This window comes from Paraglaciecola arctica BSs20135 (assembly GCF_000314995.1).
GTDB classification, from domain to species: domain Bacteria; phylum Pseudomonadota; class Gammaproteobacteria; order Enterobacterales; family Alteromonadaceae; genus Paraglaciecola; species Paraglaciecola arctica.
In genome coordinates this window covers 200086-225596 of the sequence record NZ_BAEO01000027.1, presented here as the reverse complement: position 1 = coordinate 225596, position 25511 = coordinate 200086, and the positions used below count along the sequence as shown (strand labels likewise).

20 protein-coding genes are annotated in these 25511 nt (G+C 39.6%); 12 read left to right on the top strand and 8 right to left on the bottom strand.

The window, feature by feature from the left end; genetic code table 11:
• Positions 1-244 precede the first annotated feature (244 nt).
• A complete protein-coding gene (locus tag GARC_RS27250) occupies positions 245-1693 on the top strand; it encodes a 7TMR-DISM family protein (protein ID WP_226989102.1) in 1449 nt (482 codons plus the stop codon).
• A complete protein-coding gene (locus GARC_RS27245; protein WP_226989100.1) occupies positions 1660-3327 on the top strand; it encodes a response regulator in 1668 nt (555 codons plus the stop codon). The genes GARC_RS27250 and GARC_RS27245 overlap by 34 nt, the downstream gene beginning before the upstream one ends.
• On the opposite strand, the gene GARC_RS10210 is transcribed toward GARC_RS27245, so the two are convergent.
• The 3 genes from GARC_RS10210 to GARC_RS10200 all read right to left on the bottom strand — a co-directional run bounded on the left by GARC_RS10210 (position 3324) and on the right by GARC_RS10200 (position 8569).
• Positions 3324-4016 (bottom strand): DUF2982 domain-containing protein, encoded by a 693-nt coding sequence (locus tag GARC_RS10210; protein WP_007619550.1) that lies wholly within the window; start codon positions 4014-4016, stop codon positions 3324-3326. The two genes, GARC_RS27245 and GARC_RS10210, sit on opposite strands and share 4 nt — an antisense overlap.
• A gap of 267 nt (positions 4017-4283) precedes the next feature.
• Entirely contained in the window at positions 4284-7403 is a 3120-nt protein-coding gene (locus GARC_RS10205; RefSeq protein ID WP_007619547.1) for an efflux RND transporter permease subunit, read from the bottom strand.
• Positions 7403-8569 carry an efflux RND transporter periplasmic adaptor subunit gene (locus GARC_RS10200; protein WP_007619545.1) on the bottom strand — a complete coding sequence of 389 codons (1167 nt, stop codon included), beginning with the start codon at positions 8567-8569 and terminating at the stop codon, positions 7403-7405. The genes GARC_RS10205 and GARC_RS10200 overlap by 1 nt, the downstream gene beginning before the upstream one ends.
• 124 nt (positions 8570-8693) lie before the next feature.
• On the opposite strand from GARC_RS10200, the gene GARC_RS10195 reads away from it, so the two are divergent.
• From GARC_RS10195 to GARC_RS10185, 3 genes are all read left to right on the top strand, one after another.
• Entirely contained in the window at positions 8694-9326 is a 633-nt protein-coding gene (locus tag GARC_RS10195) for a TetR/AcrR family transcriptional regulator (protein WP_226989098.1), read from the top strand.
• 64 nt (positions 9327-9390) lie between these two features.
• Positions 9391-12594, top strand: coding sequence for a tandem-95 repeat protein (locus GARC_RS10190; protein WP_007619534.1), 3204 nt, complete (start codon positions 9391-9393; stop codon positions 12592-12594).
• Complete coding sequence (locus GARC_RS10185) at positions 12587-13033, top strand: hypothetical protein (RefSeq protein ID WP_226989096.1); 447 nt, start codon at positions 12587-12589, stop codon at positions 13031-13033. Before GARC_RS10190 ends, GARC_RS10185 begins: the two co-directional genes overlap by 8 nt.
• Positions 13034-13080: 47 nt before the next feature.
• Here the strand turns inward: GARC_RS10185 and GARC_RS10180 are convergent, their stop codons facing one another.
• Positions 13081-13404 carry a DUF3718 domain-containing protein gene (locus GARC_RS10180; RefSeq protein WP_007619521.1) on the bottom strand — a complete coding sequence of 108 codons (324 nt, stop codon included), beginning with the start codon at positions 13402-13404 and terminating at the stop codon, positions 13081-13083.
• Between the two features lie 593 nt (positions 13405-13997).
• Here GARC_RS10180 and GARC_RS10175 point away from each other — a divergent pair.
• Together GARC_RS10175 and GARC_RS10170 are read left to right on the top strand one after the other, a co-directional pair.
• Positions 13998-15059, top strand: coding sequence for an agmatine deiminase family protein (locus tag GARC_RS10175; protein ID WP_007619513.1), 1062 nt, complete (start codon positions 13998-14000; stop codon positions 15057-15059).
• Positions 15046-15939: a carbon-nitrogen hydrolase gene (locus GARC_RS10170; RefSeq protein WP_007619511.1), complete on the top strand. Its 894-nt coding sequence runs from the start codon at positions 15046-15048 to the stop codon at positions 15937-15939. The genes GARC_RS10175 and GARC_RS10170 overlap by 14 nt, the downstream gene beginning before the upstream one ends.
• On the opposite strand, the gene GARC_RS10165 is transcribed toward GARC_RS10170, so the two are convergent.
• A complete protein-coding gene (locus GARC_RS10165; RefSeq protein WP_007619507.1) occupies positions 15936-16544 on the bottom strand; it encodes a glutathione S-transferase family protein in 609 nt (202 codons plus the stop codon). The two genes, GARC_RS10170 and GARC_RS10165, sit on opposite strands and share 4 nt — an antisense overlap.
• A 259-nt stretch (positions 16545-16803) precedes the next feature.
• Here GARC_RS10165 and GARC_RS10160 point away from each other — a divergent pair, with 259 nt between their 5' ends.
• The gene (locus GARC_RS10160) at positions 16804-17166 is read left to right on the top strand and encodes a DUF2237 family protein (protein WP_007619505.1); all 363 of its coding nucleotides are present in this window, start codon (positions 16804-16806) and stop codon (positions 17164-17166) included.
• Between the two features lie 10 nt (positions 17167-17176).
• Here the strand turns inward: GARC_RS10160 and GARC_RS10155 are convergent, their stop codons facing one another.
• From GARC_RS10155 to hemH, 3 genes are all read right to left on the bottom strand, one after another.
• Entirely contained in the window at positions 17177-17593 is a 417-nt protein-coding gene (locus GARC_RS10155) for a DUF4112 domain-containing protein (protein WP_007619502.1), read from the bottom strand.
• 10 nt (positions 17594-17603) lie between these two features.
• Positions 17604-18878 carry a DUF819 family protein gene (locus GARC_RS10150; protein ID WP_007619495.1) on the bottom strand — a complete coding sequence of 425 codons (1275 nt, stop codon included), beginning with the start codon at positions 18876-18878 and terminating at the stop codon, positions 17604-17606.
• A gap of 191 nt (positions 18879-19069) precedes the next feature.
• A complete protein-coding gene (gene hemH, locus GARC_RS10145; protein WP_007619494.1) occupies positions 19070-20152 on the bottom strand; it encodes a ferrochelatase in 1083 nt (360 codons plus the stop codon).
• A gap of 248 nt (positions 20153-20400) precedes the next feature.
• Here hemH and GARC_RS10140 point away from each other — a divergent pair, with 248 nt between their 5' ends.
• From GARC_RS10140 to GARC_RS10125, 4 genes are all read left to right on the top strand, one after another.
• The gene (locus tag GARC_RS10140) at positions 20401-20955 is read left to right on the top strand and encodes a hypothetical protein (protein WP_007619493.1); all 555 of its coding nucleotides are present in this window, start codon (positions 20401-20403) and stop codon (positions 20953-20955) included.
• Between the two features lie 8 nt (positions 20956-20963).
• Entirely contained in the window at positions 20964-22727 is a 1764-nt protein-coding gene (locus tag GARC_RS10135) for an OmpA family protein (protein ID WP_007619492.1), read from the top strand.
• A gap of 71 nt (positions 22728-22798) precedes the next feature.
• Positions 22799-23290: a Rab family GTPase gene (locus tag GARC_RS10130; protein WP_039989294.1), complete on the top strand. Its 492-nt coding sequence runs from the start codon at positions 22799-22801 to the stop codon at positions 23288-23290.
• A gap of 8 nt (positions 23291-23298) precedes the next feature.
• Positions 23299-25455 (top strand): putative bifunctional diguanylate cyclase/phosphodiesterase, encoded by a 2157-nt coding sequence (locus GARC_RS10125; RefSeq protein WP_007619490.1) that lies wholly within the window; start codon positions 23299-23301, stop codon positions 25453-25455.
• Positions 25456-25511: the final 56 nt, after the last annotated feature.

The window sequence follows — 25511 nt, the reverse complement described above, 5'->3', positions numbered from 1 at the left end:
CTTGTTTGAAATTGCAGGTTGAAAGTAAGCACTGCCTAATACCGCATTACTTTGCTGAATAGGTTACCCTATAATTGGCACCGATTGCATCACCTAAGTTTGTCTTTGCCCATCAAAATAATGCGAAAACCTGTTGACCAAACGTTTGCCATAAGTATTAGTCAGATGGTTTAATGATGTTAATTAAATCCTACATTGACTGAATTTGATGTTTCATCGCCACTACAGGTTTTTACTAGTAATTTTGTTATCCCTACCTCTGTGGGCCGTCGCGCAAAGCGATGTTCAATTAATTACTGCAGATGAAGTTATCAGGTTATCTCCGCAATTAAAGGTATTTCGAGAAACAGACAATGCACTTGGGCTATTTGACGTCAAACAAAGACTAGATGAATTTGTTTGGCAAGTCGGTGACAATCCAAACTATGGATTTTCCGATAAAGGAGTATGGCTGCACACCACTATCAGCAACGTTACCGACAATAAACAATGGGTTATTGATGTTGCATTTACGCAATTAGAAAAAGTGGATATCTACGTTTTGTTAGGTAACGAAGTTCTTGGACATATTAGTGACGGTAAGGCTCGCCCGCACCCCAGATTTCGCTTTCCAACTTTGACGCTAGATATGCCTTATGCGCAAACAATCGACTTGTATATACGCATAGAAAGCCAACAGTCTGCATTATTGGCGCCAGTCGATATCCAAACTCAAATTCATCACGAACAAATTAATTTCTATGACAACCTAATATGGGGTTTGTTTTATGGTGGACTCATCATGTTGGTCTTCTATAACCTTATTTTGTTTATAGGGTTAAGGGAAAATAGTTTACTAGCTTATGTAGGTTATATTAGTTCGGTGTTGATCTGGCAGTTTGTTTGGGGTGGCCATTTACATTTATTGATGCCCAGTTCAATCACCATATGGGTCAGTTCTCATACAGATTTGATCTATGTGGTCATAGGTATTTGTTCTGGATTGTTTGCTATTTCATTTTTAGAAATGTCCAGATCAGCGCCTACCGCTTTGGTTTATATTAAAATTTGTATCGGCCTTTTCGTAAGTTTAAGTCTGTTGTCGGTATTAAACATATTACCTCCTGATTGGCAAAACGCTTTGGTTTATATTGTAAGCATAATTGCCATTGCCACTTGCACTTACGCAGGTTTTGAGAGTTATGGAAATCAATTTTATGCTGCTCGGTACTTTATTTTTGCATGGAGCATATTTGCCGGATTTGCACTTATTGGCATGTTGAGTCTGACGACTATTCTGCCCTCCAATTTCTTCACAACCTATTGTTTTCAACTAGGTGTTTTTATTGAGGCAATTTTATTTTCTCTGGCCTTAATGGATAAAAGCCGTCACCAGTTGGAACAGGAGGTGGAACAAACAACAGAGGACTTAAGAAACAATATTGAATTAGTTGAAGAACAAAACGTGCGCTTAGATATTGCTCGTAAAGATGCCATTACAGCGAGTAACGTTAAGTCACAATTTTTAGCTAATATGAGTCATGAAATACGCACGCCTCTGAATGCCATATTAGGCTTTAGCAAAGAGTTACATTCAAATTCACTGCCTCCAGAAAAACAAGAACAAGTCAGTATTATCAATGCTGCGGCAGATAACTTACTCAGCATAGTTAATGATTATTGGATTTTTCCAAAATTGAAGCCGGTAAGCTAAAAATAAACAACCACCCTTTTTTACCTAACGAAATGTTAGAAGATATGGTCAGTGTTATGGCTAAGTCTGCACACCTAAAAAATCTAGAATTTGTTTACAACCTAGAACCTTTGCCTGAAAAACTAATTGGTGATAGCTATCGAATTAAGCAGGTTTTGAACAACCTACTAGGAAATGCGCTCAAGTTCACTGACCAAGGTTTTGTCAGCCTTTCGGCCCATGGAAAAGAGCGAGATCATGGCATTTACGAACTTGTACTTAAAATTGAAGATTCTGGAATAGGCATAAGCCGCGAAGATCAAAGAAAACTGTTTGCAGCTTTCTCACAAGTTGATAATGCCCTAAGCCGTTCATACCAAGGAACAGGTTTAGGCCTGGTAATCTGCCAAGAATTAGTCAAATTAATGCGTGGCGAACTCCATCTACAAAGTACACCCAATTCAGGCAGTACTTTTACAGTAACTATCAGATGCAACCTGCTTAATAGTAATCTTTCCCTTAGCCCCGACAGTGAATGGTTGGATAAAAGAATTGTTTATTTTGACCCCTTTCCTCAATCCCGCCATTGTGGTGTGAAGATACTAACTTATTTAGGCGCAAGCGTGACCGGCGTCGAATCATTAGCTTATCTTAGAGAACTAAAACAGCATTATGATTTAGTTTTTATATGTGTACCTAACAACAAAGAAAATATATTGCCCAGCATTTTGGAAGCCACGCGGCACTTAAATGCGGATGATGCTGTATTGTTATATTCTGGCTTTGAATCATTATCAAATCGTAACGATCTATCGCAATATTTCTCACATCAAATGCGTCTGCCTTTGACTTTAGGCAAACTGAACAGCTTATTACATGCTCCAGAAGAAAATCCTACTGATAAATTACAACAGCGTTTAGCGGCATTGCCAAGGGCTAAAGTGTTGGCTGTGGATGATATGGAAATCAATTTGCGGCTACTCACCACTTGGTTGAAAAAAACCAATTTACAACTTACCTTGGCGTACAGTGGCGCGGACGCCGTATCACAATGCAAAGAGCATGAATTTGATTTGATCCTCATGGACGTACAAATGCCAAATATGGACGGGTTAGAGGCCACTAAACAGATCCGACAGACAGATTTAAACTTAGGCACTCCTATTATTGCAGTCACTGCTCATGCATTTAAAGAAGAGCAAGATAGGCTACTCGCTTCAGGAATGGATGATTATTTACCTAAACCTATCAACTTGTCGGATTTAATAGACTTGATCAAACGCTGGTGTCAGATAGCGGATCCTATTAATGAGCAACAGCCCAGTTTTGACTGGCCACTCGCACTAAAGCGCGCTCATCAAAATGAAGATACTGCTAAGGATATATTGCAACAATTTGTGGAACAATTACCGGGGCTGGTTGAGTCAATTGAAAAAGCTAACCAAGTTGAAAACTATGAGGAGATGCAGACAGTAGTGCATCAATTACACGGCGCATGTTGTTATACAGGTGTGCCTGCGATGCTGACACTTTGTAGTGATATGGAAAGCGCATTAAAACGTCAGCAGATTGAGCTTGCGAAATTAAGGGTGAGTAGACTAAAGAGTGAATCTGTTGACCTATTATTAGCAGTCAAACAAGCGAATATTATTTAAGCTGAATTGGGAGTGGCTAATACTCGTTGCTGGCATTGCCGTAACAAATCGACAAATTCCTGCTCAGGACGATCTAACTCAGAGCCAGCAATAAAAACATCATATCCTAAGCGCGCTCTTAGCTTAGTCATACGGTTTGCAAACATGGCTTGAATACCTTTGTACTCGATACCCTTGGAGTCCTTAAAATAGTCGTGCTCTAACATATCGTCACTATGGCAACTGCCAGTAGCACAGTCTTGCGAAGGGGGCATATCATGGAATAATAAAGGTCGCTGCTCCATTAAAATGTTGCTCATTAGCCGTGGTGATACTGTTTCCAAAAAGACTGAATAGTCTTTAATCTTAATCGCCACCATATCAAGGGATTTGAGCTCTACGCCATGAGTTACTTTGGGTACATCAATACGTTGAATATTATGCCAATCAAGCTGCCATCGACCATTCCTATGGTTGTAAAGAATAGCTGTTCTAGAAAGTAAAAAGCTGAACTGTGGCTCTCTATATTTAACCCAAGCAATCAGTAATGCCACTAGTGATGCACTAGTCAAAAATATTCCAATCAAGTATAGAGATTTAGGAAGCACAGAAAATGTAATACTAGCCAAACACAGGCCAACTAGACCAATCAACACACTGGCAATCACATTACGTTTGGCTTGGCTCCTGATTTCAATAATATCTTGCATAAAAAGTAGCTGCTCCTAATTACCCCAAAAACCAAAGGTAAATAATACAACTTAATATTGCCCAAATAATCAACGCTCTGATCCGCTTGCACTTCACACAATCGGTTTGCCACCAGCTAATTTTAGTTTTTTTAGCAGATTTCATGTTATTACTCAGCCGCTATATACAATGTTTTTATCCTACCTCGCAACCGAGTTATCAAGCAACAGCTAGTGTCAACGAGCCTCTCTATACACTTTGCTTTAAACACGAAGTTGGCAGTATTTTTATACTGGTCTATTTAATCTAGACACTACTAAAGGTGTGAATACCAAGGATAATATTACCGAAAATCCTACACCACCAGCCAACACTACAGCTAAAGGTGGCCAAAACGTTCCTTCACTAAATAACAACATAGGAATAAAGCCTCCTACAGTGGTAAAGGTGGTGGACAAAATATGTCGACTACAGCCCATGGTTTCTTCGACAATTTGCCTAATATCTCCTGCTTTTGCTTGTGGGTTAGCATTAATCGCTGCTATCACTACAATTGAACCATTGATTGCAACACCGATAAGCCCAGCACAACCCAGTAAAGGATTAAAGCCAATTGGTAGACCAGAAAGCCAAAGACTCAACATACCTAAACCGACTGACAAAACCGCCACCGAACCTATCACTAACGCTAACCTCAAACTACGAAACGATAAGATTAAGGTGGTAATCATCAACACTAACAAAACCGGCGCATATGTGGCTAATTGGCCTAATGCTTCTTGTTGTTCATCAGCATCGCCAGCCATTTTAAAACGATAACCTTTGGGCATGCTAAAATTCATATCGTCTAGACTTTTTAATACTTGCTCACCTACATCTATAGCTTTAGCGCCAGGCAGTAAAAACGCCTCAACATTATTCACTCGCTCGCCGTTCTGTCGGGTAATGCCTGCCACTGTGGGTTTTAGTAAAAAATCACCTAAAGCTGACACAGGCATCGATACCCCTTGTCTAGCCAGTTTTTCACTCAGTAAAGGTAAGTTCTGAATTTGGACTAGTTCTCCCCCTAATTCATCTCCAACTCGAACTCTGATAGGTATTTCTTCGGTGCCTTCTACTATCGAACCGCCTACTTTTCCGTCTAAGGCGTATTGAAGTTGTTGAGAAATTTCCACTAACGACATACCAGCCATTTGGCTGGCGTCTTGTGTTGCTTCAAGCACCCATTCTGGCTCACCAAAAGTAACAGAAGCGATAGAGTGAGATATACCCGGTGTTTGTGACATTGCCAATCTAACTTGTTCACCCAAGGTATTTAAAATATTGATATCAGGTCCGAATATTTTGAGCCCTACCGGTGCCGATACCGGCGGGCCTTGGCCAAATGCTCGCACTACAATTTTAGCTTGCGGATAGGCTTGATCTAACGCTGTTTGCAATTCACCTATAAGTACTTTGGCATCCGAGACACTTTTTGCTTTTACAACTGCATTTGCATAGTGCGATGAATTATCTTTATTCATGACTTGGTTGTAATACACAGATGGAAATGACCCACCCACCAACCAACTAAGTTGTGCCACTTGCTGCTTTTGACGGATCAGTTTATCCATACTTTTAACCACAACTTGGGTCTCTTCAATCGCGGTACCTTCTGGCAACCACAAGTAAATTTCAAATTGATCTCTGTCAGCGCTTGGGAAAAATACATTTCCAAGTTGCCCAGATAAAATAAATCCAGAAGCCGAAATGGCAATACAAACCAATACCCCTAACAAAGGTCTTTTAAGTGCTTTTTCCAGAGCAGTTCTGTATCCAAGGCTAATAGATGGAGCTTGAATACCAATGGAATACCAAGCCGATGACAGCTCTGACTTTCTGGATAAAAAACGAGCAGCTAAGGCCGCAATAATAGTCAGGGAAATAAATAGAGAGCCAATCAATGCCATCACCACACTAATTGCAATTGACCCAATAAAGTCACCAATATTGCCCGGCAGTAAAAAAATGGGCATAAAACCTAAAATAGTAGTTAAAGTTGATGCTAATAACGGTACAAATAAATGTTGGATACTTTGTGTTAAGGCATCGATGCGGCTGATATCAGAGTTGACTAATTTGCTTCTAATTTCATCTGTGATAACAATGGCATTATCAATGAGTAAACCGATAGCGATAATGATCCCAAAGATCGACATTTGGTGAATTTGTTCATCAAAAAAACTTAATGAAAATATAGCAAATGCCGCGCACAGTGGCAGTGACAATCCGACAATCCAAGACGCCTTTATTCCCATAAAGATGAACACCACAGCCATAACCACTAAGCTACCCAGTAATAGGTTTGTGGTTAACTCAGATAAACGTGTTTCAGTATAAATATTCTGTTCAAACACAATATTAGCTTCTACCGTGCCACCATATTGACTATTAAATTTATTAACAATCTCTTTAGCATTCTCTGTCCAAGTATCAACTCGTAATGTGGTTTGCATCCGTGATGCAACAAATATGACCTGTTGCCCATCAACCATACCAATGTCATTAACTGGTGTACGAGCCCCCCTTTCTACTGTGGCTATGTCGCCCAACCGCAAATATCCACCTTGTTCGTTTGACCGTAACGGTAAGTCTCTAATGGTGGACACACTATCAAGCTCTTGTGCTACTTGAATGCGCATATTTTGTGCTGTTGAATACATCATTCCAGCAGGTACTTTAGGGTCTGCACTTGCTATTATATCACTCGCTTGGCTTATGCTTAAACCTGAACGGGTAAGTTGCTGAGGGTCAATAGTCACTCGTATTTCTTCGTCTAACTCGCCGTAGACTCTTACCAACTCAGTACCGGGTACATTACGCAATTGGTCAGATAAATGATCTGCCATTCGACTAATAATGGACAGAGGAGTCCCATAACCTTGTGCTGGTTGTAAACCTACAAGTAAGGTGAAAGCAGTTGCCCCTCTACGTTCATCAAGAATAGGATCACCTGCTCCTTGAGGAAACTTGAGTTTCGCGTTGTTTATACCATCACGGATTTTGGAAAAAATTTGTTCGTTGCTACTGCTATCTACCCATGCTTGTAATTCAAGCGCCACAACAGAGGTGCCAGAGCGAGAGGTAGATTTTATTTCCTTAATTTCGTGTAGCTGTCTCAGTTCATCTTCAATTACATCTGTAACCAGTGCTTCTACTCTTTCTGATGAAGCGCCTGGATAAGGCGTAATGACCAACACATTTCGGATATCGATTCTAGGATCTTCTAAACGAGGGATATTATTAATCGCGGACAAACCAGCCACCACCAATACCATGATACTTAACACTAACAAGTGCCCATTGCGGAAAAACAGGCTATACCAAGGGAAATGCTGCTGATTATTTGGTTGTATTGATTGTGACATTATAATAAACCTGTAACTGTGTTAGTCAGTATGTTGTCAGCTACAACCACTTTTTGCCCCGGCACTAAACGCTGAACACCTTCTATCACTACAAGCTCAGCATCATGGAGAGCACCTCGTACAAAGGCATTTTTGTCATCTGCATGCACCATCTCAACTAGCTTAGCCACGAGTTGTTGTTCGCCATCTATGGTTTCAACAGCAAACAGACTCCATAATCCTCTTACACCACTCACTAAGGCTTTTCGCGGCACCCAAAAGCCATTAGCGTTTATTTCACTACTGATATCCATATGTAATAAGTCACCGGGTAAAATAGACGGGTTCTGTTCAGTCAAACGAATGATGACATCTACTGTACGAGTATCTAACCTACGTTGCTGTGCAATAGATTTAATGCTACCTAATAGTTGACTGGATTGAGTCATCAGAGTGACAACTTGGCCGATGGCAAGTTTATTTGTGTAGTCAGCCGAAAGTGCAAACCTAACCTCCAATTGACCATTTTGTTGCAGAGTAAATAAAGTTTGCCCTGTGGCAACTACAGTGCCTTTATCAACTAAACGGCTAACAACACTGCCATCAAAAGGCGCCCGCAACTTAGTTTTACTTATTTCAATTTGCAGCGTTTGCTTACGGGCTAAAATTTCATCAGCAAATGCATTGGCGGCATTTACTGATTCAGTTGTTTCGTCCAAACGCTGAGCTGACTCTAGTTTTTTGGCTACCAATTCAGCCACTCGCTTAAGTGATAACTTGGCCAAATTAGCTTCTGAATTAGCGCGTTTCAAAATAGCAGATAACTCAATCATTTGGGCTCTAAACCTTGCATCATCTAATTCAGCTAATATTTGCCCTTGAGTGACTGTTTGCCCTTCATCAACCAACATATTCACGACAGAGCCGGCTAAATCGAAACCTATTGCCGCAGTCTGGGGAGCTTCTGCACGACCAACAACTAAACGTTTTTGCACATATTGCTCATGCCATTTAATAGGCATAACATTGACTAGGTGTTTTTTAGCTACAATAGGTGCTTGCTGTGTCTGTCCAGTGCCAGATGCTTTCATTAATAACACTAAGGCAATCAAAGCGATAAGCGCGATCAACCAAACCAAATGTTTTTTATAGCCTGGCTGTTGTGGCAGCTGATTAGTACTTGTCATAAAATTCCTATTGGCTATGATGAGATCAAAAATATTTAAATACTAGACCGTCTAGTTTGATATATAATAGTATTTAATATGAAGGTTGCAAATACTTTTTAGTATCAGAGGAGGTTTATCATTGTTGAATAAAGAGACAAAGAAGGCTGGAAGGCCAAAAAGTGCGGAAAAGCGTATACAAGTGCTAGAAGCAGCCAGTGACCTTTTTTTGGAATTTGGTTTTAGTGGTTGCTCTATGGAAATGGTAGCCAAACAATCAGGTGTTTCAAAGCAAACTGTTTATTCGCATTTTAGCAATAAAGAAGCATTATTCTTAGCCGTAATTGAGGATAAGTGCGCCGAGTACCGGCTAGATGATAGACCCTTAGAGGGTGCAAGCTATGGTTTAATTCAGCTTTTGCGCGAAAGAGGTCTGCAGATAGTTAAGATATTGCATGACGACAAAGTGATTTCCATGTATCGGATCATAATAGGTGAAGTAAATAGCAACCCAAGAGTAGCTGAATTATTTTACCAAGCCGGCCCCAAACATATCTTGGATTATTTGGTAAAGTGTTTTTTAAAGTTTGCAGAGCAGCCAATTACTGAAGAATTAGCATATAAATATGCAGTGACTTTTTTTAATCTTTTAAAAAGCGAGTTTCACATCAAAAGTATTTTAGGGTTAGACTTTGCCTTATCGGATTCAGAACAAATAGCCCAAGTAGAATTTGCCATTCAACAGATTGAAAGCTTACTTGCATGCAAAGTTAATTAACCTTGTAGATGTAAAGCTAATGTATTCGCCGTTTTACAGTATTTAAGTAGTCTTAGAGGTATATATGCAAACTTTAGTGACCCCAGCAATGGGCATAATTATTCGTCAGTTTTTTTTGTTATTAACCCTCAGTTTTATCAATTTTTCTATTCAAGGCGAAACCTTATGGCAAGAAAAGTCTCCCCTCGCTAAATCAGAACACATCAAACCCCTACGTGTTTTGGCTGACAAAGCTAGGTACATACAGATAAACCAATCTTTATTGACCAACAAGTTCTCTAATCTAAATTTAGCCACTGAAATCACTGTTCCTCTTCCTAACGGCTTGAGTATAACTGTCAAATTGAGTCCTTCCCCCATTTTAAGTGAAGATTTGGCCAAACAATACCCTAACTTTATGGCCTATCAAGCTCAGCAGGTTGACCAACCCCAAAATATAGGACGGTTTAGTATTTCTCATCTAGGCTTGTTTGGTTTTTTTCGGTACAACAACCAGTGGATGTTGTTATCGCCGAGGTATCAAGGTGAGGCAATTGAATATGCGAGTTATTGGTACAAAGATGCGCCTTCCAAGTCAGAAAAAGCCACACTTACAGCTGATTTTTTACTAGCTGAAGAACAGATAGCAGGGCCTGAATTAGCCCAAAAGTTAGTCACCACTGGCGATAAAGTACGTACTTATTCGCTGGCCATTAGTACAACAGGTGAATACACCCAAAAGTTAGGAGGAACAACCCAAAACGTTATAGCGGAATTAATGAATTTGGTTAACCGCATCAATCAGGTTGTGTTAGTTGATTTAGCAATACAATTTGAATTGGTTGATAACCAAGACATAATCTTTTTTGATGCAGCCACTGACCCATACACTAATACTGATGCAGCCACTGATATTGAAGAAAATCAGAGTGTTGTTGACCAAGCTATAGGTAATCAAAACTATGATATTGGCCATGTATTAGGCACAAATGGTGGCGGGTTAGCTTACGTAGGAGTGGTATGTAACAGCCAATTCAAAGCCCAAGGCTATACAGGCTTAGACAATCCTCAGGGTGAACGATTTTATATTGATTTGGTCGCCCATGAATTAGGGCATCAATTGGGAGCAGGACATACTTTTAATGCGACTAATTCTTCTAATTGTGAGCAAAATGGACGCTCCATTGACTCTGCATTCGAACCCGGCAGCGGCTCCACTATTATGTCTTATGCAGGTATTTGTGGCTCACAAAATATACAAGATGATAGCGACCCTTATTTTCATTCAATATCAATTCAAGAAATCCGTACCTATGTTGAAAGTTTCTCTGGACGACGCTGTGGTGTTGAGGTTGAAATTGAAAACGCCATCCCAAAAATTCAGTTGCCACAAAATGCTTATACAATCCCGGCTGCCACGCCTTTTGTGTTAAGCGCTACTGCAACTGATGCTAATAACGACTTCCTTAGCTTCACTTGGGAACAGTTTGACAATGGAGGGACTTTAGGAGCAACGAGTAGCCTTGCCGAAATGAATATCGATAATGGCAGCAACCCACTTTTTCGTTCTTTTAGCCCAGTAGGTATAGCACAACGTTACTTTCCTAAGTTAAGTGACGTGCTTAGAGGCCAAACCACCAAAGGCGAAACTTATGCCACTACCGACAGGGATATGCGCTTTAGGTTGACCGCTAGAGACAACAATGGCGGCGTAAACCAACAAGATGTAGTCATTACTGTGGCCAACACTAGCCAAACGTTCAGTATTGCTACACCAAATGAATGGCAGGCACTTTTTGAGCAAGCAGTGACTTGGAATATGGGGGATACACTCACAGCCCCCATCAACTGTGCCAATGTGGATATTTTAGTTATTGCTGATGTCAATAATCCTATAGAAACCACAGTACTTTTAAAAACGCCCAATGACGGGCAGCAAATCGTTAGAGCACCTAATATTAGCAGTGCAGCAGCAAGACTGGTCTTAAGATGTAGCGACAACGTCTTTTACGCTGTCAGCGACCAAACCTTTGCTATTATTGACCTTGACCCAGTTGCCCCCTTAATAAATAGTCAGAATGTTATTAGCCTTAACGAAGATTCACAGCGACAAATTGATCTTGCTGATTTAAATGTAACTGATCCCGACTCGGCCTATCCACAAGACTTCACCCTGACGATCCAAGAAGGCAACAACTATACTGTAAATCAACAAATTTTGACGCCTGATGCCGACTTTTATGGCACCTTAACAGTGCCAGTAACCGTTAATGATGGGGGATTGGACAGCAACGTATTTACCCTTCAAGTACAAGTTTTAGCAGTTAATGATGCTCCTGTTGTGACAGTAAATAATCAGTCCAGCATAAGCCTTAACGAAGACTCACAGCGGATCATTGATTTTAGCGATTTAACTATTGTTGATCCTGACTCAGCCTATCCAGAAGACTTTACTCTGACAATCCAAGACGGCGATAACTACAGTATTGATCAACAAACTCTGACACCTGATACCAATTTTAATGGAGTCTTAGCTGTGAAGGTGGTTGTTAATGACGGAGAATTGGACAGCAACCTATTGATACTTCAAGTACTAGTAGTGGCAGTCAATGACGCGCCTATAGCTAGCTCCGACAGTCTGGATATTTTGAGTATCAACGAAGACTCACAACGGCAATTTGATTTTACTGATATAAAAGTAATTGACCCTGATTCCGACTATCCAGGAGACTTCTCCCTGACAATCCAAAACGGAGAAAACTATAGTGTAAGTGAACAAACACTTACACCTAACGCTAACTTTAATGGCACCTTAAACGCAATGGTGTTCGTGAACGATGGTGAATTAGATAGCAACGTATTAACATTTCAGGTGCAAGTAACAGCACTCAATGACGCCCCCATTGCTAATGACGATACAGCTTCGATCCAACAAAATAGTGATACTACGGTTATTAACGTATTAAGTAACGATACTGATGTGGATCTAGATGAGCTCAGTATCACATCATTTAGCTATACTGGTGAAGGACAGGTAGCAGTATTAAATCAACAATTAACTTATACTCCAGCAGCCGGGTTTACAGGCAACGAATCTATAATCTATGTTATATCAGACGGCACATTAACAGACGAAGCTAGCCTGAATGTTCAAGTTAATTCGGTTCCTGTAGTTTCAGGGGACTCAGGTGATTCTGGCGGGGGGAGTATGTTACTGTTAAGTTTTTTGTCTTTTCTTTGTTTTTCTGTAAAGCTATATCAATCAATTAATAAGGGCCGTTATGAATAACCGTATATCCCCTTTAATGTTTATCGCTGCGATAAGTTGTTTATCTCTTGGTTGTAGTCAAACCAATTCATCTTTTTTATCTCAAACATCTGAGGTAACTCAAGATAATCAAAAACAGGATATTGAGCTTAGCCAAACCGCTATTATCAAGTGGCTACCCTATGCAGATCCTAAAGCCGATGCCAATTTCGCTATTGAAAAACAAGATTTCACTTTATTGGCTTTTGCAGGCAGAGTCACCACTTTTCCTGGCATTAACGAGGGATCATCCACACTTCAACAACAATGTGGTTACAGACTAATGGCCGATAGTAGTGATGCATTGAGGTCAGAAGACGAATTACGTTTACGTAAACAATTGTATCAATATGCAGCAACTTTCAACCAACTAGTTGCAGCCGCCTGTCAAAAACGTAATGACAGTAGAACCAGTCCATAACCTCATTAACAAGTTATGGACTGACATTACTATTTTCTAAATACAATTTACTTAACATTAGAAAGGTATTTATATACTTGTGATGCTTTGCGTTGCTCTGAAAATGAAACTAAATCGACACCATTACAAGCCATGCCCGCACCATTGGCAGCGATGAGTTTTCTTAATACACCTTGAGAACTACTAGACACTAGACCTATTTTGCTTCTAACGTTGCGTTTAAGCATATTGACATCATCTTTAACTACCGCTTCGCAAAAATTACTGTAATCCAAATCCCCAGCATATTTTACTTCATCATCGGCCGAACCGAGTTTTGCACTGGCATTAAGTGCACAAAAAATCATTGATAATGCGATTAGTTTTTTCATCAGTATTCTCCAGTTATTTACAATTACGGCCAAAACCCGCAGTGTAGTTATGACTGATCAACCAATAGATTTCTGTGGTTTTATTGTGTAAAACGAGTAAATATCATGTAAAACAAAGAGTTAAATTTATGTGTCAACTTCAAGCGATTGAAAATTATAGCTTTTTAAAATCCACTTATACCCAAAACAACTTAAAAAACCAAATAAACACTAAAATCAATCTAAATGAACCGTAAATACACGCACCAAAAGCCCAATAAATCTGCATTTGTTTCTGGTTGTTAACGGTTTTTAAGCCACAAAGTAAATTTTAAGCCAAATTACAAATTACCTTTTGTCCAATAAGCCATGCATCGACAATATTAAGTCAGCATCAATTTCGATTGTTGACGTTATAAAGTTGATTATTAAAACGTTTCAACATTGCAAGTTGATAATAATTACTGGCACTGTCCCTAAAAATGGCATCACCATGGCGCTTGGTGTACTCTATTTATTCGATATTTAAACTAATTTAAAAATATTTCGACATTCCTTATCCCAAGTTCGAGTTAGGTATTATAATCCTCAAAATTTCTTAATGAACTATGTGCATGACTGACAATTACCAACTGTTACCCGAGTGGACTCAACAAGACGCCGTTATGCTGGTATGGCCGGATCAACATACCGATTGGAAGCCTTGGCTTGATGACGTGCAAAACGTTTATCTAAAGATCATTGAATCACTCAACCAAGCTAAAACTAATGTTGTGTTGTTAGTACGCAGTAGCGAAATCAAAAATTGTTTGAACAAACTAAATAAATCAGCGCAAATATTAGTAGTCAAAGCTGATTACAATGATACTTGGATAAGAGACTACGGCTTTTTAAGCTGTGCAAATGAATCAGCTTTGCAACCAATCGAATTTGCTTTTAATGGTTGGGGACAAAAATTTGATGCAGCTAAAGACAATAAGATTAATCAAGATGTACTCAGCCAACTATGTCAGCAAGCAATTAAATCAGTTGATTTAGTAGTGGAAGGTGGGGCATTAGAAATTGATCAATATGGCACTTTGTTATCTACCGAACTTTGCCTGACTAATCCTAAACGAAATGGTAATAAGTCTATTGCAGAATATCAGCAAGTCTTTCAGAATTTTCTGGGCGCTAAACAAAGTATTATTTTACAAAATGGGCATCTAGAAGGTGACGATACTGACGGGCATATTGATACCTTAGTACGTTTTACGCCAGATAATGGTCTGGTTATTCAATCGGCTTTTAATCGCCCAGAAGACAGCCATTTTATTGGGTTAGCCGCCTTAGTTAAAGAATGTCAGCAAGTGTTACCCACTCACCAAATATTTGAATTACCGTTACCACAGATAGTTAATTCACATGGCGACAGACTTCCTGCTTCCTATGCCAATTTTTTGATTTCTAACCAACATATTCTGTGCCCTATTTATCAACAACCAGAAGATAAGTTAGCTATGCAAATAATGCAAACAGCCTACCCAGAATTTACTATAGTGCCGATAAATTGCCTGCCATTAGTTCAACAGTTTGGTAGCTTGCATTGTATTAGTATGCAAATACCTTGTGGCATACTTAAACCAGAAATTTTGCAATCCTTCGCCAATGGAGTCCGTGTCTATGAAGAAAAGTAGTTTAAAAGTCGGCGTGGTACAACAAGCCGTTGCCAGTAATGATAAAGATGTGAACTGGGCGCGCAGTGCCGAACAAGTCAGCGTTTTAGCTTCGCAGGGTTGCGAGCTAGTGATGCTACAGGAGTTGCACAGTACCTTGTATTTTTGCCAGCAAGAAAACACTGATTATTTCGACTTGGCAGAACCTATACCTGGTGCAGCCACTGATTATTTTGCTGCTCTTGCCGCCAAATTAGACATAGTCCTTATCACCTCATTATTTGAAAAACGTGGCTCGGGTTTGTATCACAATACTGCAGTAGTGTTTGACCGCCAACAAGGTTTAGTCGGCAAATATCGTAAAATGCATATTCCCGATGACCCAGGTTTTTACGAAAAGTTTTATTTTACGCCTGGTGATCTAGGTTTTGAACCGATTCAAACCAGCGTAGGTAAACTTGGGGTGTTGGTATGCTGGGATCAATGGTATCCAGAAGCAGCAAGGTTGATGGCGATGGCAGGTGCAGAAATGTTGTTTTATCCCACTGCAATTGGCTGGGACAAAAACGACACTGCAGAAGAACAAACACGCCAGCATGATGCATGGCAAACCATACAACGCTCGCATGCGGTGGCTAATTCATTACCAGTGGTAGTCGCAAACCGCACAGGTTTTGAGGCATCACCAGTAGCAGGTGATGCAGGCATTCAGTTTTGGGGGCAAAGTTTTATTGCTGGACCACAAGGCGAAATACTCGCCCAAGCTAGTAGTGATAAAGAAGAAAACTTAGTTGTCGACATCGATCTTAGCCGCACAGAACAAATCAAACGTATCTGGCCGTATTTTAGAGACCGAAGAATCGATGCTTATGATGACATCACAAAAAGATGGCGAGATTAAGCCTTTGCACTTGGGCGACTACTCACAGCAGCATACCAACGTTGCAGATTAGTCTGCTCATCAGTGATTTTAATATTGACGACTCGAGCAAAATCGACTGCACACATAGCTGTAATGTCGGCTATAGTGAAGCGATCAGCGGCGATATACTCTGACTCTGCTAAACGGCTTTCTAACACTTTAAGAAAGCCAAGTGCGTTTTTACCCGCCACTTCACCGTATTCTTTAACCGGTGTCATACGATCTTTAAAATAACCAGTTGTATGTTGAAAACACATACCTACCTGACCAAAAAAGTACAGCTCAACCTGCCGATGCCACATGTCTATTGTTGCTTTTTCTAGGGGATTTTTACCCAATAGATTAATTTCTGGATATAACTCTTCAAAATATAAACAAATCGATGCACCTTCACTAATACAAGTACCATCGTCTAGTTCAAGAACAGGTATTTTACCCACTGGATTTTTAGCGCGCATTTGAGGTGATATATTTTCACCTTTTTGTAGATCCACTTGCACATATTCCATTGGAATATTTTTTTCAGCTAAAAAAATGCGAACCCGTCTTGGCGAGGGGGCTGTTTTGGTGTCATATATTTTCATATTTGCTCTTCTGTGAGATTGAATCGTGCTTAAAGCCAAAACTCAATGTGAAAAAATTTAATCAATAACATTTTGGAAGTCTTGATATACAGGTGTTTGTTTAAAATCCCATAGTTCCTAATTAACGCCGATAAGCATACTTTTGCGCTTTTAATGCATCAAGTAATTAATTTGCTGGTTTCATCAAGTCCATTACTAATACTCTATATTGGTATAGTCTGTCACAATCCTTATTAAGATGTATGAACTGAGAATATCTATGGCAAACGAAAAAAATGTATTAGGTAAACCACTAAAACTTTGTTGCGGAAATTCCGGTTTTACCCGTGAAGGGTTTTGTTACGTGCCTTCCAATGATCATGGCAATCATAGTGTTTGCGTAATTGTCACACAAGATTTTCTTGAATTTTCACTATCCAGAGGCAATGATTTATCCACTGCAATGCCTCAATATCAATTTTCTGGCTTAAAAGAGGGAGATAAGTGGTGCTTGTGCGCTGCTCGCTGGCAAGAAGCATTTATTGCCAATTGCGCCCCAAAGGTAGTGTTATCAGCGACTAACAAAGCCTGTTTAAGCATTATCAAATTAGCAGATTTACAAACTCACAGTATCCCAGAATAAGCGTACAACTTTAGCTGTCCTGGGAATTTTTCCACTCTTGCAGTGTTTGCTGGCCTTTTGATTGGATTGCCTGATGATTCTGGCTAACCCACCATTTTTCCATAATACGCACGTTTTTTTGGTTAGATTTATAAAACAAATCCACTACATCCCCCACAAACGGGATCAATCCAAGCACAAAATCGATACCTATATTTCGCAACATCGCAATCCTTAAGGCTTGCGGTACCTGCATGCTTTTAGCCATAGTCACAATGCTCAAAGATACCCCGACCATTATTAAGTCACCTACAACAGGGATAAGTCCTACTAAAAAGTCTAACCCCACAGGAATACCTATCAAAGGTATGCGAAATTTGGTATCGGTTAAATTAGCCAATTTTTGCGCCCTAAGTAAAGCTTTAGGCGCTTGAAGAGTCGTGTTCATAATATATTACTCAATTTATGCTTTGTAATATTTGCCCACAGAACCAAGCCATATAGGTGCCAACCGTATAACCTAATACAGCTAACATAACCGCAACTGGAGCCAGTGAAGGATGAAAAGCCGAGGCCACTACAGGTGCCGAAGCTGCACCGCCCACGTTAGCTTGACTACCTACCGCCATATAAAATAACGGTGCTTTGATTAACTTGGCAACAATCAACATAAGTGAGGCATGGATTAACATCCAGATTGCACCAATTACAAAAAACAAGGGTTGTTCGGCAATCATAGTGACGTCCATCTTCATGCCTATGGTAGCAATTAAGATATACAAAAAAGCCGAACCTATCTTAGAAGCGCCAGCTCCTTCTAACTGACGCACTTTTGTAAAAGACAGCGCTACACCAACAGTACTGGCAAAAACAATCATCCAAAAAAACTTACTATGAAAGCTAAACTTAGCTAATCCAGGATAATTTTCTACAAAATATGGGGTAATAGTATCGGCAAACATATGAGCAAAACCCGTTACTCCAAGTCCTACTGCCACAATTAACATAATGTCAGTGAGGCTTGGAATACGTGAATGTTCAGCCTGAAAACTTTTTACCTTAGCTTTGAGTTCATCAATGGCTGAGGTATCGGCACCTGTTTTTGCGTCAATAGCTTTGGCATTTGCCGCCATAATTAACAGCACCGCCATCCATAGATTCGCCACTATTATGTCAACCGTCACCATAGCCGAAAACATCTGATCGCCGGCACCATAAATTTCCTTCATGGCGGCTTGGTTGGCACTACCGCCAATCCAACTTCCAGCAACTGTTGTCATGCCTCGCCAAACTGCGTCCGGGCCTTCAACACCTAACAACTCAGGATAAAATGTCGCCACCAGCAGCAGCGCAATTGGCCCACCAATCACAATACCCAAAGTACCAGTAAAAAATAAAATAACAGCTTTACTGCCTAACTTAGCTATCGCTTTTAGATCGACACTAATGGTTAATAATACTAAACAGGCAGGCAATAGATAACGCGAGGCCACAAAATAAAGCTGGGAGTTTTCACCATCTATTAAACCAAAAGTATTCAATAACGATGGCAAGAAATAACAAAGTAATACTGAGGGCACAAACATATAAAATTTGCGCCAAAAAGAAGCCTGACTATTGGCAGTGTAAAACACTAAGCCCAGTAAAATAGCCAAAATGCCCATAACTGTAGCATCGTTAGTAAAAAATGGGGTGTGGACCAAAGCTTGGTCTGTGAGGTTTTGTGTAGACATTAAAGTTCCTGTTCTGCATCCGTCTTATCCACCTATTAAAGGGGCTATACGGCTTTTTATAATATTATTTGATAAGTATTTTACTAATTCTGTATTCCCAATGACGAGAGTAACATCACAATGTAAAAGTCATATTAACACACACAGGCTAACCGTTCTTATTAGGTCATCAGTGTAATTTAACTCTTTTTTTATTTTTCGGCGCCTATAGATTTTGCCAATTCATTTCGTAGTTCAGTGTTTTCTGGTGTTATTATCCAGCCCTGCAGCTGAGACTCAAGTATATTAGTAAGGGCTTGAATATGCTCTTTATCGGCATTAAGTGCGGCAATATATTCATAACGTTCGCCGCCCGCTTCAAGAAAATAGTCACGGTTCTCTTCACCAATCTCTTCGATCGTTTCTAAGCAATCAGCTGAGAATCCTGGGCAAACGATTTGTACAGATTTAATACCTTGCCCTGCAAATGTCTTAAGTGAATCATCAGTATAAGGTTTTAGCCATTCCTCTCGACCAAAACGTGATTGAAAGCTAGTAAAGTGTTCACTATCCTTTAGACCCAAGGCTACTGAGATTAAACGTGAGGTTTTAAGGCATTCGCAGTGATAAGGGTCACCATTTAATAAGTAACGTTTTGGAATACCATGATAGCTAAAAACTAATTTATCCGCTCGTCCATGTTGATCCCAATGGTTTTGAATTTTAGTGGCTACTGCTTTTATATAGTCGGGGTTGTCATGATAATGAGTGACAAAACGAAGTTCAGGGATCCAGCGTCTTTTGCTGAAACTCTGGGCAATAGCATCAAAAGTAGAGGCTGTAGTTGAAGCACAGTATTGTGGGTACAGCGGCAACACTACTAATTTTCGTACACCTTGCTGTAACATTTTATCGACCACAGAATCCACTGAAGGCGAGCCATAACGCATCGCAAAATCCACTACTATATTATCACCATATTGCTGCTGTAATTTATTTCGCAAGGCATTGGCTTGATCTTGAGTATGAAACATTAATGGTGATCCACGCTCAGTCCACACCGTAGAATAGGCTTTGGCAGAGCGTTTAGGACGAATATTCAAAATAACTAAATTCAAAATCATCCACCACAGCAGTCTAGGTATTTCCACCACTCTAGGATCGGATAAAAATTCCTTTAAATAACGTCTTAATTCGGCTTTTTTAGGCGCATCGGGGGTACCTAAATTTGTAACCAAGACCCCCACTTTATCGTTTTGTTTATGGGTAAAAGCAGGACTACCTTGATATTTCATGAAAAACTCTTGGTGATGTTGTTGATAGTAAATAAGGATGAATATTTACTATGTAGGAATTAGTTACGCCAAAGGCGCTATTTTGGACTAGTGTTAGTAAAAATCAATATATTCGTCAGTTTAGCTCACTAAGCTAACCACATTTTTCATGCTAAATGCTTGTAAACTGTTTAATTTTTATATAAATCGGTGCATTATAAATCGTTTTCATTTTTTGAAAAAAATTATTTGAGCAGAGGATTTGCATCATGGCTGATAAAAAAAACGCTCCAACCACAAATAATCAACCCCCTTCGACTACAGAATCAGTAGCCTTAACTGAGCTGGAAAGCTTAAGACATCTTGTTTTTGGTGCGGCCAAAAGTGATATAGAAGAACGAATTAGTGCGTTAGAGCAGCATACTGATGACAGTTTTAAAAAAATGCAGCTAGCAATAGAAAAAAACACCCAAAGTATACAAGCCACTATGCGCGAGGGCCTCAATCAACTAGAAGATAAGCTTGCGATTGCCGATCAAGGCCAAGATGCAAAAACAGCTGAATTAAATAGCTATGCTGACAAAATTTCATCTGAGCTTGAAATGGCCGAAGCAAACAGCAAACAAGAAAATGACGATTTACACAATCGCTTAGACAAAGAAATTCAAACCTTAACGGTGAAATTCACCGAGCAGCTGAATCAGGCATTGGAAAAACTCACACAAATGTCTAGCGAGCTAAATTCATCTAAAACGGATCGTAAAACCTTAGCTAAATTACTGGCCACAGTGGCGAGTGATCTTGCAACAGATGAAGGTGAGTAGCCTGAAAAATGGCACACTCAAACGAGCAGCAACCCAATAAACCTGATACCCAACAAATGCGCCAAATCCGCGAATTGGTATTGGGTAGCAATGGACAGCATGTAACCAAAACTATAAAAGACAATGCCCGAGAATTAGTCTCAGAAGTATTTTCTGAAGCATTACACGACCGAGAAAGACAAGATGGCTCGGTGAACAAAGTACTTTTACCACTAGTTGAAAAATCAGTTGAAAAATCAATTGAGGCTAATAGTGAAAGGTTTGTTGGTTATTTATATCCGTTAATAGGTAGCCTAGTTAGAAAATACGTTACTGCATTTATTACTGAACTATTAGAAAAAACCAACACACTAATCGAAAACAGTCTAACTCTTAAAGGCCTCTCATGGCGATTTAAAGCATGGCAATCTGGGGTAACATTTTCCCAATACGCGGCTAGCCAAACTTTTGCTTTTCGAGTAGAACAGGTCTTTTTGATTCATCGTGAAACAGGGCTTTTATTAAATTCAGTTTCCTTGGGTTTGGAGCTCAAAGCAGATGCAGACATGGTCTCGTCTATGCTTACGGCCATAAACGATTTTGTATCAGATTCCTTTACTTCCAATTCGGGTAAAATTGAGCAGAATCTCGATGTGGTACGTACTGATGATTTTACTTTATTGTTAAAAAAAGGCCCTAAAGCGTCAGTAGTGGCGGCGATTACCGGCAATATGCCTCAGGGCGTAGCGAATCAACTGCAACAGACATTAGAAGAAATCCACAAGCTATACGATAAAGAGCTAGACAATTTTAATGGTGATTCAATACCATTTAATAATAGTGAGCATCAGTTAAGAGACTGCCTGATGACTGTACTAAAACCTGAATCAAACACCGATAAACGCCCTTGGATGGCGTTGACTGTGGTTTTATTGGTCCTAATAGGTTGCGGTTTTTTACTCGTAAAACGTTGGCAGTCACATGAACTGATGAACCAAGTAAGTGCGATTGATAAAGCACCCGGTATTCTACTTACCAATATAGACACTTTAGGCCTAGAGCAAATACAGCTTGAGGTATTACGTGACCCAGCGGCTCTATCAGTTCAAGAATGGCTTGAACAACAGTCGATTGATAGTAGTCGAGTGATACTCAAAGAAAGAGCCTATTTATCCCTTGATCCATCGCTAATAAAACATAAAACCGAACTTGTTGTTGCACGTTACTCTAATGTCACTATCGACTGGGTTGATAATTCTCCAAAATTTAAGGGTAAATCCACTAATTTAAACAAATTGCTTTTACAGGCAGAATTAGCAAAACTGGTGGGGCTCAATTTTCAGGCAACTTTGTTAGACGATTTGATTATCGAAGGGACAGAAAATACAGCCGCCAATGATCCTGAGTTGATTAGGGCTATTTTAGATTTAAACATTGCAAAAATAGATCGGGTTTCCATTTCATTTGAACCTGGAAAAAGTGACTTGTCTGAACTGGATTTAGAAAAATTAATAGACATTAAAGAGCAATTTAATAATTTAATTGAAATAGCCGAACAACAAGAATTGTCACTAGGTTTAATTATTATGGGCGCAAGCGATACAGTCGGCACTGCATCTTTTAATAAAATTTTGAGTCAAAAACGTGCTGACGTAGTCAAGTTAAAACTACAGGATCTAGGTGTCGCGGCTAACCGCTTAAACGCTATCGGTTTAGGCGTTATAAAATTAAAAACAACCAAAGAAGGTGCACGGAAAGTGCTGTTTAACGTCGTATATTTTGAAGGTGGTTAGAACCCAGGCCTTAAGACGTATTCTGTTGGCGAAATGAATGAGTAAATTAGCATGAAACAATTAGGACAACCATGATCCAGAAGAAAATATGCATGTTAGGTGCATCAGGTGTAGGTAAAACTAGCTTGGTCAAACAATACGTAGAAGGTATTTTCTCGGAAAAGTATCTGACTTCTATCGGCGTAAAGATTGACAAGAAACAAATTGAAACAGCCAAACACCCAGTGCAATTAATGATATGGGACATTGAAGGCATTGATCGCTACTGTGGTTTCCAAGCTAAATATTTACGCGGTGCATCGGCTTTTATTATTGTAACCGACCACACACGTTCACAATCATTAGTGGAAGGATTAGATATATTCAAAATGGTTAAAGAAGTGGCTGACATTCCTGGGGTATTGGCTGTTAACAAGTCAGATTTAGCCGCAAGTTGGCACTGGAGTGTAGCGGAAGTAAACGAGATAAAACAAAATTTTAATGGTTTTTTTAATACTAGCGCTAAAACTGGCGATGGTGTTGAAGCCATGTTTTCCCATCTTGCTAACATATTAACTGAATAGAGGATCGCATGGACGCTTCACTACTTACAGCTTTAGGTTTATTAGATTGTGTTGTATTTAGGCGGCTATCTTCCGCAAAATTTGAAGTGTTATATAGAGCAGGAAATTGGCTGGATGAATTACTGCCAGAAATAGTGGATACCAAAGTATTTTGTTTTGCACAAAACTCAGCCTATTTAGAAGACTTTTTAATTGACGCCGAAAACCTTTGGCAAGCAAATAAAAATGGCCGTATTGAATCTGGTTTGTGGTCAGAACAATTATCGACTCAGTTGGTCCGCTTGGAAGCCTCGGCTGTTGTCGCTAACAAGCAAAATTATTTAATCGTCAGTAAACTAGAAGCAAAATATAGACAAAAACAACAAACCCTACAAATTGCACGTGAGTTGTTATTATCGAGCGACAAAATATCTGCTCAACACGACTATCTGCACTCACGCTTAGAAGAGTTACTTAGCCAGCCCAATCGAACACTAACTGCGCAGCAACCCATTGCTCAAGCATTAACACAAACAGATTTAGCAGTAGCAATACTTGATGCTGATTTACACTTATTAAATAGCAATCCAGCGTTGCGAACGCTATTTGATGATACAAATATAAAAATCGGTCTACCTCCAGACAAATTGTTACTAGAACTGTTCAGAACCCAATATCCCGAATGCGAGCGTATTTTCTCTACCGCAAGTTCGTGGACCGGCGAAATTTACTGGTTAAATCCTCCACAACAGGGCAAGTGGCTTAAATTATCTATTCATCCAATTAAAAACGATGAGCAAAGAGTTCAGAATTGGTTATTTAGTGTTAGCGATGTGACTCAGGTAAAATACCTACTTAAACGTAACGAAAAACTAACTCATTTTGATGCACTAACAAATTTACCCAATAGGCAGTATTTTTGGCAACAGCTTGAAAGCAAAATCCAGCAAAACCGTCCGTTTTATCTATTGTATATCGATATTAAACAATTCAAACGCATCAATGAATTACATGGCCACGTTGTAGGAGACGAAGTCATAAAAGACTTGTCGAAACGGCTTAATGCCATCACCCATGTGGATGATATGATAGCTAGGATAGGTGGTACTGAGTTTGCGGTGATCATGCAACTCAATCACTTACATACTCATATTTCGTCACAAGACCAAAATCAGTGTATAAAATTTGCTGAGGAGTTGATTAGGGTTAGTTGTTTACCATTTTATTTAAGTTCTGGGTTGAAGTGTGAAGTTGGATTAAATGTTGGTGCAACGGCGTTTCCAGCAGACACTAATAGCGCAGAAGAATTAATGAAATATGCCGACCTAGCGGTCTATTCTGCAAAGAAAAAAGCAGTGAGTAGTATTGAATTTTATTCCAAAGAGCTAATCGACGCATCTCGTAAACGTATTGATATGGAAAATTCTCTCCGTAGTGCCGTCGAAAACCAAGAATTTGAGTTATTTTTGCAACCTATGCTGGACTTAGCGAGCGGCAAAATTATTAAAGCAGAAGCCTTAATTAGATGGCATCATCCAAACGGCTATTTAGTCCCACCTGACGAGTTTATCCCATTGGCTGAACAAACAGGATTGATCATTCCTATTGGTAAATGGGTGGTTACGGAGGCCTGTGCCATCTTGAAACGATTAGCTGAAAAAGGCGAAGAAATTAAACTGTCTATCAATTTGTCGCCTCGCCAAGTCAACGATCGCCAATTGTTCGAGTTTATTAAAGAAAGTGTAACCAAGGCGCAAGTTAATCCACATCATTTGGAATTAGAACTCACTGAAGGAGTGTTAATAGACAACTACGACAAAGTCTATTATTTACTAGATGAAGTTCGTAAATTAGGCATGAGCGTCTCAATTGACGACTTTGGAACAGGCTACAGCTCACTTTCTTACTTACAAAAACTCCCCATCGACCGGCTAAAAATAGATAGATCATTCATCAACGAAATCAACGAAAATAGCCAAGACAGTGACGGCGCCATCATACTTGCAGTCATTGCCATGGCCCACAGCCTAAAATTAGAAGTTATTGCCGAAGGCGTTGAAACGGTATTACAAAGAGATTTTCTTAAACTAAATAACTGCAATATTGCACAAGGTTATTTATTTAGCCGTCCTGTACCCTACGACGAATTTTGTGATTTACTCGAGGGGCAAAAAAACAAAAACTGAACTTAGTTCACCTTCTTATTCCAAGTCTCATCGCAACATAAGTGAATGCTGAGGAG